15 protein-coding genes are annotated in these 16822 nt (G+C 51.6%); 14 read left to right on the top strand and 1 reads right to left on the bottom strand.

Translation table 11 applies throughout. The features are described 5' to 3' along the window. Positions 1 to 27 precede the first annotated feature (27 nt). The 7 genes from bamA to rnhB are packed head-to-tail and all read left to right on the top strand — an operon-like array spanning position 28 to position 7160. A complete protein-coding gene (bamA, locus tag HUF18_RS02035; RefSeq protein WP_145469992.1) occupies positions 28 to 2586 on the top strand; it encodes an outer membrane protein assembly factor BamA in 2559 nt (852 codons plus the stop codon). Positions 2587 to 2618: 32 nt separating this feature from the next. Continuing rightward, positions 2619 to 3113: an OmpH family outer membrane protein gene (locus tag HUF18_RS02030; protein WP_145469993.1), complete on the top strand. Its 495-nt coding sequence runs from the start codon at positions 2619 to 2621 to the stop codon at positions 3111 to 3113. A gap of 19 nt (positions 3114 to 3132) precedes the next feature. Next, entirely contained in the window at positions 3133 to 4155 is a 1023-nt protein-coding gene (gene lpxD / locus HUF18_RS02025) for a UDP-3-O-(3-hydroxymyristoyl)glucosamine N-acyltransferase (protein WP_225690955.1), read from the top strand. Then, positions 4155 to 4619 (top strand): 3-hydroxyacyl-ACP dehydratase FabZ, encoded by a 465-nt coding sequence (fabZ, locus tag HUF18_RS02020; protein ID WP_145469995.1) that lies wholly within the window; start codon positions 4155 to 4157, stop codon positions 4617 to 4619. The genes lpxD and fabZ overlap by 1 nt, the downstream gene beginning before the upstream one ends. Continuing rightward, entirely contained in the window at positions 4616 to 5386 is a 771-nt protein-coding gene (gene lpxA, locus HUF18_RS02015) for an acyl-ACP--UDP-N-acetylglucosamine O-acyltransferase (RefSeq protein WP_145469996.1), read from the top strand. The genes fabZ and lpxA overlap by 4 nt, the downstream gene beginning before the upstream one ends. A 2-nt stretch (positions 5387 to 5388) precedes the next feature. Continuing rightward, complete coding sequence (lpxB, locus tag HUF18_RS02010; protein WP_225690954.1) at positions 5389 to 6522, top strand: lipid-A-disaccharide synthase; 1134 nt, start codon at positions 5389 to 5391, stop codon at positions 6520 to 6522. Beyond that, positions 6522 to 7160 (top strand): ribonuclease HII, encoded by a 639-nt coding sequence (gene rnhB, locus HUF18_RS02005; protein ID WP_225690953.1) that lies wholly within the window; start codon positions 6522 to 6524, stop codon positions 7158 to 7160. Before lpxB ends, rnhB begins: the two co-directional genes overlap by 1 nt. Before the next feature lie 21 nt (positions 7161 to 7181). Here rnhB and HUF18_RS02000 read toward each other — a convergent pair whose 3' ends face one another. Next, on the bottom strand, positions 7182 to 7988 hold the full coding sequence (locus tag HUF18_RS02000; protein WP_186435986.1) for a lysophospholipid acyltransferase family protein: 807 nt from the start codon (positions 7986 to 7988) through the stop codon (positions 7182 to 7184). A 78-nt stretch (positions 7989 to 8066) separates the two neighbouring features. On the opposite strand from HUF18_RS02000, the gene HUF18_RS01995 reads away from it, so the two are divergent. The 7 genes from HUF18_RS01995 to HUF18_RS01965 all read left to right on the top strand — a co-directional run bounded on the left by HUF18_RS01995 (position 8067) and on the right by HUF18_RS01965 (position 16672). Continuing rightward, a complete protein-coding gene (locus HUF18_RS01995) occupies positions 8067 to 9269 on the top strand; it encodes an NAD(P)/FAD-dependent oxidoreductase (RefSeq protein WP_342453555.1) in 1203 nt (400 codons plus the stop codon). Between the two features lie 136 nt (positions 9270 to 9405). Next, positions 9406 to 9945, top strand: a complete 540-nt coding sequence (locus tag HUF18_RS01990) for a heme NO-binding domain-containing protein (protein ID WP_145470000.1) — start codon at positions 9406 to 9408, stop codon at positions 9943 to 9945. Further along, entirely contained in the window at positions 9945 to 10892 is a 948-nt protein-coding gene (locus HUF18_RS01985) for a sensor histidine kinase (protein WP_145470001.1), read from the top strand. Before HUF18_RS01990 ends, HUF18_RS01985 begins: the two co-directional genes overlap by 1 nt. A gap of 206 nt (positions 10893 to 11098) precedes the next feature. Then, the gene (locus HUF18_RS01980; protein ID WP_145470002.1) at positions 11099 to 12697 is read left to right on the top strand and encodes an isocitrate lyase; all 1599 of its coding nucleotides are present in this window, start codon (positions 11099 to 11101) and stop codon (positions 12695 to 12697) included. Positions 12698 to 13012: 315 nt separating this feature from the next. Beyond that, positions 13013 to 14092 carry a GGDEF domain-containing protein gene (locus HUF18_RS01975; protein WP_225690952.1) on the top strand — a complete coding sequence of 360 codons (1080 nt, stop codon included), beginning with the start codon at positions 13013 to 13015 and terminating at the stop codon, positions 14090 to 14092. A 313-nt stretch (positions 14093 to 14405) separates the two neighbouring features. Further along, the gene (locus tag HUF18_RS01970) at positions 14406 to 15563 is read left to right on the top strand and encodes a ferredoxin reductase (protein WP_225690951.1); all 1158 of its coding nucleotides are present in this window, start codon (positions 14406 to 14408) and stop codon (positions 15561 to 15563) included. An 8-nt stretch (positions 15564 to 15571) separates the two neighbouring features. After that, on the top strand, positions 15572 to 16672 hold the full coding sequence (locus HUF18_RS01965) for a fatty acid desaturase family protein (protein WP_225690950.1): 1101 nt from the start codon (positions 15572 to 15574) through the stop codon (positions 16670 to 16672). Positions 16673 to 16822 lie beyond the last annotated feature (150 nt).

Raw genomic sequence — 16822 nt, 5'->3', positions numbered from 1 at the left:
TGCCGAGTTGCTTGGATAACTATTTACATGCGTTCTTTGCTGTTTACGCTTTTTCTGGGGTTACTGTCGTCCATCGTCCGCGCCGAATCCTTTGTCGTTGAAGATATCCGTCTTGAAGGTCTGCAGCGGGTATCTGCCGGTACGGTATTCGAAGCTTTTCCTGTCAATGTGGGCGATCAGGTGGATTCTGCCCGTCTGGTCACGGCCTCCAAGCGCTTATTTAAATCCGGCTTATTTAATGATGTGCAGCTGCTGCGTGATGGCAATATCCTGATCGTACAGGTGGTTGAGCTGCCGACTATTACCGGTATCGAAATTGACGGTAACAAAGCCATTCAGACGGAAATGCTGCTGGATGGTCTGAAGCAGTCGGGTCTGGCCGAAGGCCTGGTATTCAAACGTTCTACGCTGGAACGCATCTCGCTGGAACTGGAACGTCAGTATGTGGCACAGGGCCGTTATGATGCCGGTATTGAAACCGAAGTTGTGCGTCTGCCGCGCAACCGTGTGTCGCTGAAAATTCATGTCGAAGAGGGCAGCGTCGCCACCATCGAACACATCAATATTGTCGGCAACGAAGCGTTCAGCGATGACGAACTGCTGAAACAATTCCAGCTGCAGACCAGTAATTTCTGGTCCTGGTATTCCAGCGACAACAAATACAGCCGTGAGAAATTATCCGGCGATCTGGAAAAACTGCGCTCTTATTATCTCGACCGTGGTTATATCCGCTTTAACATCGAATCCACTCAGGTATCGGTATCCCCGGATAAAGAAGGGGTTTATATCACCGTTAACCTCACTGAGGGCGATGTGTATTCGGTGAAAGACATCAAAATGGCCGGTAACCTGGTGCTGGATGAAGCCGAATTTACCCGCCTGCAGCTGATTAAAACGGGCGATACCTTTTCCCGTCAGCTGGTTACTTATTCCAGTGATCTGATGTCCAAGCGTCTGGGCAATGATGGCTACACCTTTGCCAAGGTTGATGGCATTCCGAAAATTCATGACGAAGATAAAACCGTCGATCTGACCTTCTTTGTTGAGCCGGGTAAGCGTACGTATGTTCGCCGCATCAATTTTACCGGTAACGAAGGCACCAAAGATGAAGTGCTGCGCCGTGAAATGCTGCAAATGGAAGGTGGCTGGGCCTCGACCGATAAAATTGATGCCGGTAAAAACCGTCTGAATCAGTTGGGCTTCTTCAAAACCGTAAATGTTGAAACACCAGCGGTTCCGGGCTCCGACGATCTGATTGACGTGAATTACAACGTTGAAGAACAACTCAGCGGCAGTCTGAACTTCAATATCGGTTACGCCGGAGGCAGCGGCATGATTCTGGGGGCCAGTGTCAGCCAGAATAACTTCTTCGGTACCGGTAACCGTATGTCGCTTGGTGTGCAGAAAAACAACACCGTGCAGTCGTATAACTTTTCTTACCTGAATCCGTATTACACCATCGACGGTGTGAGCCGTGGCTTTAACCTGTTCTACCGTAAAACCGACTATGCCAGCCTGAATACGGTCAGTGATTATCAGACCAACACCAAAGGCGGTAACGTGACCTTCGGCTACCCGATTTCCAGCCGTCAGCGTTTATCGTTCTCTGTTGGTTTTGCCAATACCGAAATGTTTGAAGGCACCACGGTGCCGGCGGAAATTGTCGACTTTCTGGAGAAAGAAGGTGACAACTTTGATGAATATACGCTGGGCCTGAACTGGCGTTATAACAACCTGAACCGTGGTCTGTTCCCAACGGCAGGTACCGAGCATAAATTGTCTGCAGACGTTTCCGTGCCGGGCAGTGACCTGACGTACTTTAAACTGGGTTACACCGCTAACTATTACTTCCCGATTGCTGAAGAATGGGCGTTGCGTCTGCGTACCGATCTGGGTTACGGCGATGGCTTCGGCGATCTTGAGCGCCTGCCGTTCTTCAAGAACTTCCGTTCCGGTGGTATCGGTTCGGTGCGTGGTTATCGCTCCAACAGTCTCGGGCCTAAAGGTTTGCCTGAATACGCACCGGTCAGTGTGGTACAGACCGATGCTGATGGTAATGTCGTGTATGAAACCGATGAGCTGGGTCGTCCGGTGGTGGACACCTCCGCGCCAACCGTGGTGTATAAAACCGACGAAGACGGTGCGGCGGTACTGGTCAGCAACAGCAATCAATATAAGCCGAAATACGAAACCAACAGCGATGGCTCCGTTGTCACCGCGCCTTACTATCTCGAAAGTGAACGTGCTCTGGGCGGTAACGTCCTGGCTGAAGCCAGTTTCGAGCTGATTTTCCCGCTGCCTTTTATTGAGGATCGCCGCTCGGTACGCAGTGTTCTGTTCTTCGATGCGGGAAATGCATTCACCAGTGAATGCTATGTGCCTTATGATGCTGATGTTCCGACACTCACCAAACACCCTTATTGTAATGAGGGGATTGATCTGGCTGAGATGCGTTTGAGCACCGGGGTAGGGCTGACCTGGATTACAGCGATCGGACCTCTGACCTTTACCTATTCGGTACCGCTGAACGAAAAACGCGGTGACCGTACAGAAGGATTCGAGTTCTCGCTGGGACAGGTTTTCTGATTGTATAACGACAAATAAATAAGGAGTCTGGGATGCGTTGGTTTATTGCGGTAATGGCGGCACTGTGTGTTCAGGTTGCAGCAGCAGAGGCAGGTAAAGTAGGCGTTGTCGATATGGAGCGTGCACTGTTCCTGTCGGATGCAGCAAAAGTTTCGATTAAGCAGTTCGAAGCCGATAACAAAACCGATATTGAAAAGCTGAAAGGTCTGGAAACAGACCTGTTGGCGCTGAAAGAAAAAACCGAGAAAGACGGTGACGTAATGAGCGATGATGAGCGTCGCAAATTGGCCAATGACTACGAACAGAAGTCAACAGAATACAAATTCTATGGCCGTAAGCTGCAACAGCTGGAACAGAAATGGAAGCGCGAATTTTTCCAAACACAGTTGCCTCAACTTGAAAAGTTGCTTAAAGCAATCATCGATGAGGGCGGTTATGATGTGGTGCTTCAGTCCGGTGCGGTGATTTACTCATCACCAAAGACGGATCTGACCAAGTTGTTGTTGGAACGCTTGAACGCCAAGTAAGCGATTTCGGGACATGATGATGCAATTAAGCTTAGGTGAACTGGCTCAGCGACTGGGAGCCGAATTGATTGGTGATGCCGATGTGGTCATCCGTGGGGTGAATACCCTGAAAGATGCGACCGCGACCGATGTCAGTTTCCTGGCCAATGCCAGTTACCGCCGCCAGCTGTCAGACAGTAATGCAGGAGCGGTAATCGTTGGTGCCAAAGAAGCGGCAGAGGTAAAAGGCGCTGCTCTGATTGTGGCCAATCCTTACCTGAGCTTTGCGCTTGTGACCCAGATGTTTGATAACCGTCCGCAACCAGTGCATGGCGTCCACCCCTCTGTGGTGGTGGCTGCCAGTGCAACTCTGGGGGCGGATGTCAGTATCGCTGCCAATGTGGTGATCGGTGAACATTGTGTGATTGGTGACGGTTGTGAAATCGGCGCCAATACCGTGATCGGCGACCACTGTGTGCTGGGCCGTGATTGTCTGCTGCGCGCTAACGTTACGCTGTACCACGATGTGGTGCTGGGTGATCGGGTGCAGATACATTCCGGTGCAGTGATTGGTGCGGATGGTTTCGGCTTTGCGCCGGACAAAGGCCGCTGGCATAAAATTGCCCAGCTCGGCGGGGTTCGTATCGGTAATGACGTCGACATCGGCGCCAATACCTGTGTTGACCGTGGTGCGTTGGCCGATACCGTCATCGAAGATAACGTCATTCTCGACAACCTTATTCAGATTGGCCACAACGTGCGTCTGGGTGAGGGAAGCGCAATGGCGGCCAATGTAGGTGTTGCCGGCAGTACTACTATCGGAAAACACTGTACGGTTTCTGGTGGTGCTGGTATCGCCGGGCATCTGACCCTTGCTGATGGCGTACATGTGGCTGCTATGACCACGATCAGTAAATCGATCACCGAGTCAGGGGCATATGCGACCGGGACTGCACAGATGCCGCTGAATGAATGGCGTCGCAGTGCAACTCGCTTCCGACAACTGGATTCTATGGCCAAACGGCTGCAACAGTTAGAAAAAAGTCACGAAGGTAAAGCTTGATGCCAGCGCACACTATTCAAGAGATACAGGAATTTTTGCCACATCGTTATCCGTTCCTGTTAGTTGACCGAATTAAGGAAGTGAATCTGGACGCCGAGGACGGCGCCAATATCCGGGTCATTAAAAATGTCACCATTAATGAAGAATTCTTTAATGGCCATTTTCCCGGACACCCAATCATGCCCGGCGTATTAACGCTGGAAGCTATGGCCCAGACAGCAGGATTGTTGGGGCTGACCATGCTGGGCGATAAACGTAAGCCGACAACACTGTATTATTTTGCTGGTGCCGATCATGTGCGCTTCAAGCGTCCGATTGTGCCGGGTGATCAGGTATGTCTCGAAGCCCGCTTTATGAGTGGCCGTCGTGGTATCTGGAAATTCGATTGCCGTGCACTGGTTGATAATAACGTGGTCTGTGCGGCAGAAATCACCTGTGCAGAGAGAGAGCTGGAGCAAGCATGATAGACCCGAGAGCCATCGTTGATCCCGGTGCCCGTATTGCGGCAAACGTGGAAATAGGGCCTTTTTCCATTATCGGTCCGGATGTAGAAATCGGCGAAGGTACAGTTATTGGCCCGCATGTGATTGTTCGCGGGCCAACGACTATTGGGAAGAATAACCGCATATTTCAGTTCTCCAGCATTGGTGAAGAGTGCCAGGACAAGAAATATGCCGGAGAGCCAACCACACTGGTGATTGGCGATAACAATGTGATCCGTGAGGCCTGCACTTTCCACCGCGGAACAGTGCAGGATAATGGCACCACCATCGTCGGCAGTAATAACCTGTTTATGGTGAATGTACATGTCGCACACGATGCCATTATTGGTGATAACTGCATTCTGGCCAACGACACCAACGTTGCCGGCCATGTAAAAATTGGTGATTGGGCGATTCTGGGCGGTGCTACGCAGGTGCATCAGTTTTGCCTGATCGGCGCACACTCTATGTGTGGCGCCGGTACTGTGGTGTTAAAAGATATTCCTGCTTATGTGATGGCGCTGGGTTATCCGGCGACTCCGCATGGCATTAACAGTGAAGGCCTGAAACGCCGTGGTTTCAGCAAAGAAAGCATTATGCTGATCCGCAATGCTTATAAAATTCTTTACCGTCAGGGGCTGACTCTGGCTGAGGCACTGGAAGAACTGGTACCTCTGGCCGGGCAGGACGATGGCGTGCGCTTATTGGTTGACAGTCTGCAGGCTGCGTCACGGGGCATTATCCGATAATTATGCGTATTGCTATTGTTGCCGGTGAGACGTCGGGCGATATGCTCGGCGCAGGCCTGATTAAATCTCTTAAAGCCCGCTACCCCGATGCCCAGTTTGAAGGTATTGGCGGCCCGTTGATGCAGGCTCATGGTTTCCACAGTTTTGTACCGATGGAACGTCTGGCGGTAATGGGGCTGGTGGAAGTACTCGGGCGCTTATTCGAGCTGCTGAAGGTCCGCCGTGACCTGGTCAAATACTGGAAGAAAAATCCGCCGGATGTCTTTATCGGCATCGATGCCCCGGATTTTAATCTCACTCTGGAACAGAAATTACGTGCAGCGGGTATTAAAACCGCGCATTACGTCAGTCCTTCGGTCTGGGCCTGGCGGGAAAAGCGCGTGTTTAAAATAGCCAAAGCCGTCGATCTGATGCTGACGCTGTTTCCGTTTGAAGCCCGGTTCTATGAAGAACATCAGGTGCCGGTGAAATTTGTCGGCCATCATCTGGCAGATAAAATCCCGTTTGAAACACCGGTCGCTCCGGCCCGGGAAACGCTTGGACTGGATAGCAAACGTCCGGTGGTTTGTCTGATGCCCGGCAGTCGCAGTGGTGAGGTCGAACGCTTGGGAGCTTTGTTTCTGCAGACTGCTGAACGCATGTTGCTGAAGCGCAACGACCTGCAATTTATTATTCCGGCCGCCTCGGTCGAGCGCCGCAATCAGATTGAAGCTATGCTCGCCGCCTATCCGGCCAGCCTGCCGGTTAAAGTGGTGCTGGGGCAGTCGCATACCTGTATGGCCGCTGCCGATACTATTTTGCTGGCGTCCGGTACAGCGACTCTCGAAGCCATGTTGCTGAAAAAACCGATGGTGGTGAGTTATATCGTGGCGCCACTGACGTATAAAATTCTGAAAAAGCTGGTCACTCAGCCTTATATTTCGCTGCCTAATTTACTGGCCGGACGCGAATTAGTACCGGAGTTTATTCAGCACGAGGCTACGTCTGAAAATCTGTCTGAAGCACTGCTGGTGCGTCTGGAAGATTCTGACGCCATGCATCAGCTGCATGAAACTTTTCTGTTTATTCACCGCCAGCTGAAGCGTAATGCCGATGATGAAGCGGCGGATGCGATCAGCGCTTTGCTGCAGCGATAATGACTGACGCTATCACAACTGAAAAAGCCACTGCTTTTCAGACCGAAATCGAAGCATCCCTGTTCGGGCAGGGCATTCCTTATTGCGGTGTGGATGAAGCCGGCGCCGGCCCTTTATGCGGTGACGTTATGGCTGCAGCTGTCATTCTTGATCCGGAAAATCCGATCGAAGGGCTGAACGATTCGAAAAAACTCACGGAAAAAAAGCGTGAAAAATTATTCGATGAAATCCGTGAAAAAGCGCTCGATTATTGTATTGCCCGTGCCACGGTAGAAGAGATTGACCGGCTGAATATTCTTAATGCGCGTATGCTGGCAATGAGCCGCGCGATTGACGGCCTTAAATTGCCTTGCCAGCACGCGCTGGTGGACGGTAATAAAGCGCCGCAAACCCCGCTCGAAGTAACCACCATCATTAAAGGCGACAGTCTGGTAACGGCGATTTCCGCGGCCTCGGTACTGGCTAAAGTTCAGCGCGACCGGGAAATGCTGGAACTGGATAAACAGTATCCGGGGTATGGTTTTGCCAAACACAAAGGTTATGGCACCGCCGCGCATATGGAAGCCTTACAGGCGCTTGGTCCCTGCGAAATTCACCGGCGCAGTTATGCACCGGTAAAAGCCCTGCTGCAGGACTGAACAAACGGATTTAATGCGCGCTTAACGGCGGAACTTAATCGCCTGTTCGTAGGTGCGGCGACGCAGAAGATCGCGCATGGCCTCATTGCTTTCCAGCTGTGCCAGTTCCTGCCATTCTATCCGTTCACCAATTCCCATCTGAATCGTTGAGTTCTGTTTCTTCAGGAATTCTGCCGGAATCCGCAGCGTGCGCAGCGCAGGGTGCACTTTTCCCAGCATATGAAAACTGCGGCTGTTATGACCATGAAAATAAATCGGGATGACCGGCACTTCGGCTTTGCGGATCAGACGCATACTGGAAATTGACCAGGGGCGGTCATAAACACCGGATTGGCCTTTATACCAGGTTGACACTTCCCCGGCGGGGAACAGCCCCAGCCCTTCACCACGTTCCAGCTGAGCCAGAGATTTACGCATACCGCCCATGCCTTTCGGGCCTGAATTTTCAAATGGGTTCACGGTGATAAACAGGTCGGATATCGGTGCAAAATAGCTCAGTAAAAAATTAGCAACCGCACGGAATTCGGGGCGCTTCCGGCCAATTACCAACAGCAGAATAACGCCATCAAGAAAGCCAAAAGGGTGGTTGGACACGGTAACAAAAGGCCCTTCTGCAGGAATGGCCGCATCAAGGGCTGCAGGGTCGTAATCCAGATGGATTTTCAGGTGGTGCAGGGCATTTTCAATCATATCGATGCCCTGTTTTTCGTCCAGCTGATTGTAGATACGGTTCAGTGTCGGACCTTTCAGCAGGCGCAGCAGAAATTCCAGTTTACGCGGTGTCAGGCCGGTGGCCTGCAGTAAGCCCTGACGATCAAACAACTCCATAGCGCAACTACTCTTTATTATTGGATTCGGTGGCATAATAGCGCCCTGTCCACAGACCGCGGCGCGTTGAATAATTTTATGACCGAAATGCTACAGAAATTTGATGTTATCGTCATTGGCGCCGGTGCCGCCGGATTAATGTGCGCTGCACAAGCGGCTGCCCGTGGCCGTTCGGTACTGATTGTTGATCATGCCAATAAAGCGGGTAAGAAAATTCTTATGTCGGGTGGTGGGCGTTGTAATTTTACCAACTACTTTGTCGCCCCGGATAAATACCTCAGCCATAACCCGCATTTCTGTAAGTCGGCGCTGAAACGTTATACCCAATGGGATTTTATTGCGTTGGTGGAATCCCATGGTATTGCCTATCACGAAAAGAAAGACGGCCAGCTGTTCTGCGATAACAAAGCATCGGACATCCTCAATATGCTGCTCAGCGAGTGTGAGCAGCAGGGCGTGCAGATCTGGCTGGACACCGCAGCCAGTGATATTGCTCAGAGCGATCAGTCAGGCTGTCGTTATCAGATGAAGGCGGGCAGTCGCTTGCTTGGCTGTGAGTCGCTGGTGGTTGCAACCGGCGGGCCGTCAATTCCAACGTTGGGAGCGACAGGCTTTGGCTATGAACTGGCGCAGCAGTTTGGTCTTAAGGTATATCCGCCGCGGGCGGGTCTGGTGCCTTTTACCCTGACCGATCATAACAAGCAGCTGAGTGAGGCATTGTCCGGCACGGCACTTAATATAGAGGTGGAGTGCGCGGGCCAGGTTTTCCGCGACGATATGCTGTTTACCCACCGGGGTCTCAGCGGCCCCGCCATGCTGCAGATTTCGTCTTATTGGCAGGCGGGACAGAGCCTGATGATTAATCTGCTGCCTGAACAGGATGTGCCAGCGCTGCTGCGCCAGTTGCAGCATGAGCGGCCAAAGCTGACGCTGAAAAACTGGCTGGCGGAGTTGACCACACAGAAGTTTGCCGAGTACTGGCTGGCATCCTCTGTCTGGCAACAAAGCACGCTGGCTCAGCTGTCCGGTGCTGATATGGATGCCATTGCTCTGGGGCTGCATCAGTGGCAGGTTAAACCGGCCGGAACCGAAGGTTACCGCACCGCCGAGGTGGCACTGGGCGGGGTCGATACCGTTGAGTTGTCATCCAAAACCATGGAAGCGCAACGCTTCCCGGGCTTGTTCTTTATTGGCGAGGTGGTGGATGTCACCGGTCATCTGGGCGGGTTTAACTTCCAGTGGGCCTGGTCAAGCGCAGTGGCAGCCGCTGAGTTTGTCTGATGCATTCGCGTACAAGACGGTCTTAAAACCACATTATTAAGATACTTTTCTTCTGACAGCCGGAAGGTAGATCTGAGTGACCGGAGATTGATTGGCTAAACTGAAGTCAAACTGGTCTGTTACGGGAAGACTTCCGATGAAAGGTGTGGTTTTTGACATCCTGCGTGACATGGTCGAGGAGCAGTTCGGCCTTGCTGGCTGGAATGCGCTACTCGATAAGGCCGGTGCTGATGGGCTGTATATCTCAACCCAGACCTATCCGGACGAGGAGTTACTGAAACTGGTTGCTGCAGCCAGCGAGGTAACGGGTAAACCTGCCGATGAGCTGGTGTTCAGCTTTGGTGAGTTTATGGTGAAAGAGTTCTACAAGCGCTTTCCGGGATTTTTCGATAACGCCAGTGGCCTGATTGATTTCCTGATATCGGTTGACCGCATCGTGCATGTCGAGGTGAGGAAACTCTATCCGGATGCGGCTTTGCCCAGTTTCACCTATGAAGGTGGCAGCAGTGACGAAGTCACGATGAATTATCGCTCTCCGCGTAAGCTTTGCCGGCTGGCAGAAGGCCTGATCGCCGGCAGTGCCGAGCATTTTGGCGAGAAATATCAGCTGCAGCATGATCCTTGTATGCACCGGGGCGCGGATTGTTGCAGTCTGCACATTAAGCTGGAGAGGTAATGGTCGCGATGTCTGAGATGGATTACGAAAAAGCCTACCTGCGGGAGAAACAGCTGCGTAAACAAGCGGAGCAATTGTTGGAAGACCGTTCGCGTGAACTCTTTCTGACCAATGAACAGCTGAAAGAAGTAAACCGCAATTTGCAGGAGCAGCAGCAGATTGTTGTGCAATCAGAAAAGATGGCTTCGCTTGGCGTCCTGGCCGCCGGGGTCGCCCATGAAATTAATAATCCACTGGGCTATATCTACAGCAATTTTTCCAGTCTGGTGGAAGGTCTGCAGGATATACAGCGCTTTCTGCATCATATGGACGGTATCATCGCTAAAGGCGACACTGCCGAATCTCTGCGTGATGGCTGGCGTAATGCCTTATTACAATATGATATTGCCTACCTGCTCAGTGATTATCAGAGTCTGGCACTGGAAACCATTGAAGGGCTGGAGCGGGTAAAGCAGATTGTGGCCGATCTGAAATCCTTTATCCGCCAGGATGATGGTGAAAAAGCGCCGGTGGATGTGAATGACTGCCTGCGTGGGGCGCTGAATATTCTTAATAATCAGACCAAATACCATGCGCAGGTCGATGTTGATTATGGTGAGCTACCGGTTATTCAGGGCTATTTTGGCAAGCTCAATCAGGTGTTTACCAACCTGATCGCCAATGCCAATCAGGCCGTACCGGAAAATGGTCTGATCCGTATCAGCAGCCGGCTGGTGGATGGCTGGATTGAGGTTGCGGTCAGCGATAACGGCCACGGCATCAGCGAAGAGAACATGCGCTACCTGTTTACCCCGTTTTTTACCACCAAGCCGGTTGGGGAGGGCACGGGCCTGGGATTGTCGATTTCCCATGGCATGGTGCAAGAGCACGGCGGCGAAATACTGGTAAAAAGTAAACCCGGCGAAGGCTCGACCTTTACCGTCAGACTGCCTGTTAAGACTGATTAGCCGGGGCTTCCCGCGCATCTGCTCAGCCTTGTCGGGCTGACATCTCTTGTTTGATTCCTTCATTCATATAAGAAATATCAGGTATACATGGTATTGATTTCAATTATGGGGATGAAATCACTACTATTCGCCTGCATTTAACGTATTGCCCGCAGTCATTGTGACTGTCAGGACGAACGTCACCCACCAACTTGAAGGACTGATTCATGTCATACCAAGCTGAAACCAAAACCGCTCAGGCGCTGATCGAACAGAACGGTGCTCAGTGGTCTGCTATCAAGCCAGAATCTGTAGCCCGTATGCGTCTGCAGAACAAATTCAAAACCGGTCTGGATATCGCTAAGTACACTGCCGCTATCATGCGTCGTGACATGGCTGCATTCGATGCAGACAAAACCAAATACACTCAGTCTCTGGGTTGCTGGCACGGTTTCGTAGGTCAGCAGAAACTGATCTCCATCAAGAAGCACTTCGGTACTACCGAACGTAAATACCTGTACCTGTCTGGCTGGATGGTTGCTGCTCTGCGTTCTGACTTCGGTCCTCTGCCTGACCAGTCTATGCACGAGAAGACTGTTGTTGCTGACCTGATCGAAGAACTGTACAAGTTCCTGCGTCAGGCTGATGCACGTGAACTGGGTGGCCTGTTCCGTGAACTGGACGCTGCACGCGCTGCTGGCGACGAAGCTAAAGCCAAAGAAGTTGAAGCTAAGATCGATAACTACGAAACTCACATCGTACCAATCATCGCTGACATCGACGCTGGTTTCGGTAACGAAGAAGCCACTTACCTGCTGGCTAAGAAAATGATCGAAGCTGGTGCTTGTGCACTGCAGATCGAAAACCAGGTTGCTGATGAGAAGCAGTGTGGTCACCAGGACGGTAAAGTTACTGTTCCACACGCTGACTTCCACTCTAAAATCCGCGCTCTGCGTTACGCTTTCCTGGAAATGGGTGTTGACGACGGTATCATCGTTGCACGTACCGACTCCGAAGGTGCTGGCCTGACCAAGCAGATCGCTGTTGTGAACGAGCCAGGTGACGAAGGCGACATCTACAACTCCTTCCTGGACGTTGAAGAAGTAACTCCTGAAGAAACCAAAGCGGGTGACGTACTGATCAGCCGTGATGGCAAACTGGTTCGTCCTAAGCGTCTGGCTTCTGGTCTGTTCCAGTTCCGTGAAGGTACTGGCCATGAGCGTTGCGTATTCGACTGTATCCACGCTATCAACGCTGGTGCTGACCTGCTGTGGATCGAAACTGCGATCCCAACTGTTCACGAAATCCGTGACATGATGAACGACGTTCGTAAAGTTCACCCAGATGCGAAACTGGTTTACAACAACTCTCCATCTTTCAACTGGACTCTGAGCTTCCGTCAGCAGACCTATGATGCATGGGTTGCTGAAGGTAAAGACGTTTCTGCTTACGACCGTAGCAAGCTGATGTCTGCTGACTACGATGCGTCTGAGCTGGCTGCAGAAGCTGACAAGCGTATCCAGAACTTCCAGGCTGAATCTTCACGTGAAGCGAACATCTTCCATCACCTGATCACTCTGCCTACTTACCACACCACTGCTCTGTCTGTGGACAACCTGGCAAAAGAATACTTCGGCGAAGCCGGTATGCTGGGTTATGTTGCTGGCGTACAGCGTAAGGAAATCCGTCAGGGTATCGCTTGCGTTAAGCACCAGAACATGTCCGGTTCTGACATCGGTGATGATCACAAAGAGTACTTCTCTGGTGATTACGCACTGAAAGCAGGCGGTGCTAAGAACACTTCTAACCAGTTCAACAACATCTAAGATCTCTTAGAAAATGTTGACACGTTAGTGTTCAGAAAAAGCGACCTTCGGGTCGCTTTTTTTATGGCTGTTATCCGCTGCCGGGGAAAGGGAGGGGCATACTGCAGGCTGTAACATTCTGCAACGGCATGTTGCCTTTAGGCGTTACCAAAACTCACAGAAGATCCATCGTCTCGGTAGGTATTACTCGTTAATATCAATATCAGTGGCGTATATTTACCAATAGCTGTGGCTCTGCAGTTGTCTGGTCATGCCTTATCGCCTTGCCGTTCCCGTCTTCTTCTTACGTGGTGGCAGGCCCTGACAGGAAACATCATGGCGGTTACCCCGGAATCCCTTCACCAGCGTGTGATTTTTAAGGTTTTGCTGTTAATGGTCAGCGGTGCTGGCATCCTGTACTTCCTTATTAATATTCAGCGCGGACTGGTCGGGTTGGCCTGGGCTGAGCTGGCGATGAGCATCGCCTCGTTGTGGTTATGGCGTAATGTCGATGCTTTGAAAGCCCTGCGGCTGTGGTCTTTTCTGTACCTGATCCCGTTTTTCTCCATCATCCTGTTTGCATTGTCTGACCCACGTATCAGCTACGGTATGTTTGTCTGGGTACTGCTGATTCCGATTGTTTCTTATCTGTTGCTCGGTTTGTGGCGCGGCTTTGCTATGGCCTGCCTTTTTATGACGCTGGCAGCCATCGTTTATATCTGGCGCTTCCACAGTAACCCGGAAGTGATTAATACGGTTGTACTGGCGAATGTGATGGTGTGTGCCGCTGCCTTGTGGGCCTTCTCTCATATTTATGAGTTAAGCCGCGAACGTTCGCAGAGAATCCTGCTGAAGCTGGCATCCAGAGATGCTCTGACCGGTTTATATAACCGTCTGCGTCTGACTGAAATCTTTAACCGTGAGCGTCAGCAGGCCGAAGTCCAGCGACAGCCGCTCAGTCTGCTGCTGATCGACCTCGATTATTTTAAGAAAATTAACGACCACTACGGCCATGACACAGGCGATCAGGTTCTGGTGGCTGTCGCGTCTCATATTCAGCGGAATATCCGTCGCCGGGATTCGGCCTTTCGCCTCGGTGGCGAAGAATTCTGCATCCTGCTGCCCGGGAGTGGGCGGGAAGAAGCACATGCTGTTGCCGACGTTTTACGTACTGGCCTGGCGGAACAGCATCCGCTGGTCGCGGGTCTGCCGGTCACACCGACGCTGAGTGCCGGAGTTGCCACCCTCGGTGATGACGGAAAGGATTTTGTTCACCTCTACAGTATGGCCGATCAGCGATTGTATCTGGCCAAGCATTCCGGCCGGAACCGCGTGGTCAGTCAGGGGCAGGCGCTGCAGGGCGATTCTGTTGCGGGAGAAAATGCATCGTCTCCGGTATTGCAGGCAACGCTGTAATTCTGATGTGCGGATTACCTCTTTATGGTCGCGATTATCTGGCCATTTTCATAATATTAATTCCTTTGGTTCATTAATTCTTAAAGAGTCGGTGTGTTTTCTCTGAGCTGAGAGTCAGTCCTGCAAGCGCGGCTAAGCCTGATGGCTGATTGTGGGTTAGGGAGCACTTACTCGGCTTGTGTGCATTGAATCTGCTGAAAAAGAGCTGACTTTGTGCTGGATTTTCGCTGTTGGACTTTAGTCGGATGAGTCGTTAAAACACGCGCTGATAACCAAACACACGCAGATGTGTCCACATTGAATCAGGTGCATTATGACGACCATGACCGACCCGGCGCTCTCACCGCGCTCCTCCGGGCCAGCTCCGCTTGCTGCAGCAACAGGTGTGGGGCTGCGCCGCTGGCTGGCATCCAGCCTGACCCAGCACGACCATTTTTCTGCTTATTTTGAACCGCTGATCCAGCTTTTTCTGCCTCACTGGAGTACCGCTGGCTGGCGTGCCCGCGTACTCGAAGTACGTACGGAGCTCGAGGATGTGTATTCACTGGTGCTGCGTCCGGCTAAAGGCTGGGCGGGTTTTCAGGCCGGACAATACGTTGAAATCAGCGCAGAACAGGATGGCCGCCGGGTCAGCCGGATCTTCAGCATTTCATCCTCTCCCGCCTATTTTGCCCGTACCGGACTGATTGAGCTGACCATCCGCGTACAGGATCAGGGACGTATAACGCCCTGGTTACGCCAGCATTTTGCCGGTGGTGGACTGGTAACTCTGTCAGCGGCACAGGGGGATTTTATTGCCAGTCAGAGCGCTGCTCCCTTGCTGCTGATTGCCGGTGGCAGTGGCATCACACCTTTCCGTTCGCTGTTGCAGCAACTGCAGCGTGAGGGCTCTGCGCGCCCGGTGCAGTTGCTGTATTTTGCCCGCCATGCACAGCACTTTCTGTTCCGTGAAGAATTCGACCGTCTGCTGCTGGATATGCCGCAGTTCAGTCTGACACTGCTGAACAACGAAGATCATGGTTTTATCAGTGCAGAGCATATCCGTGAATATTGCCCGGACTTCTCCGCCCGCGACATTATGATTTGTGGCCCGACGCCGATGATTCAGGCCGCGCGTGCCGTACTGAGTGAGCTTGCGGTTGATCCGGCGCAGATCCGTTTTGAATATTTTGGTGCGGCACCCATTGATATGCAGCGTGCCAATGCCAGTGACACGCTGGTGGCCTTTAAACGTTCGGCAATTAATGCCGACGTTGCCGCTGAACCGGCACAAACACTCCTTGATGTCGCAGAACAGGCCGGACTTAAACCCGTCAGTGGTTGCCGTATTGGCGTCTGCCATCAGTGCATCTGCAAAAAGGAAAGCGGGGTGGTGTTTAACACCAAAACCGGTACCTATTCCGATACCGGCAGCGAAGATATTCAGCTGTGTATTTCGGTTGCCGCCAGCGACCTGATTCTGGATTTGTGAGGCTAATAATGACAACAAGTATTCCATCAGCAGAAACCCTGTTAAGTTTTGAACAGGAAATTAATGCCATCCGCGATGAAACCCTGAGCAACGTCGGCCAGGCCGATGCCGATTATATTCGTCGTGTTATCCGTTTTCAGCGGGGGCTGGATTTAAGCTCCCGGCTGGTGATTGTGCTCGGTTTTATACACCCGTTATTCTGGGTTGCCGGGGTTCTTATGCTGGCGCTGGCTAAAATTCTCGACAATATGGAAATTGGTCATAACGTGATGCACGGCCAGTATGACTGGATGAATGACCCGCACATTAATTCGCGCAATTTTGAGTGGGATATTGTCGGCGATGGTGATTCCTGGAAGCGTTATCACAACCACGAGCACCACACCTACACCAATATTATCGGTAAAGACCGTGACTACGGTTATGGTCTGCTGCGCCTGAGTGACGATATTCCATGGCGTAAGAAAAACCTCTGGCAGTTTTTTACTTACCTGAATCTGAGCCTGTTATTTCAATGGGGCGTGGCGTATCACGAGTTAGCTGCTGAACGTATTTTCTTTGGCAAACGGCGTAAAGAGAGCCATCTGCCGATCAGCCGCAGTGAATTAAAATCGGCTTTTTTCAGCAAAATCGGCAAGCAGGTTTTTAAAGATTATATTTTTTGGCCGTTGTTGTGCTTTCCGGTTTTCTGGTCGGTATTGCTGGGCAACCTGTGTGCAAACCTGATCCGTAATCTGTGGACCTCGACCATTATTTTTTGCGGACATTTTACTGAAAACGCGCAAACCTTCAGTGAAGAGGAATGTAAAAACGAAACCCGCGGTCAATGGTACTACCGCCAGATTCTGGGTTCGTCCAACCTTGAAGGTGCGCGCTGGTTTCATATTCTGACCGGCCATTTAAGCTGTCAGATTGAACATCATCTGTTTCCGGATATTCCGGCACGTCATTATCCTGCGATGGCGCAAAAGGTAGAGCAGGTGTGTAAGACGCATGGCATCCCTTATAACACCGGCTCGTTTGTTCATCAGTACCTGACGGTGGTTAAACGCGTGTTGCGTTATTCCTTCCCGGATAAAGCGGGGCAGGAACCACTGACCAACCACTGAGCGCATCTGCGTTCGGGTTCTGACGGGGAAGCCGCTAACGGCTTCCCCGTTTTTGTATCTGCATGATCCGTCTTGGTGCGCAGACGGTGCATCACGGCTGTTTTTTAGTGCGGATTTTTGCTGGTTTCCATCTTTATGGGCCAATCTTGC

The organism is Thalassolituus sp. ST750PaO-4, assembly GCF_020320405.1.
Classification (GTDB): domain Bacteria; phylum Pseudomonadota; class Gammaproteobacteria; order Pseudomonadales; family Oceanobacteraceae; genus Venatoribacter; species Venatoribacter alkanivorans.
The sequence above is the reverse complement of the archived record's forward strand: the minus strand, read 5'-3'. Positions and strand labels throughout refer to the sequence as shown.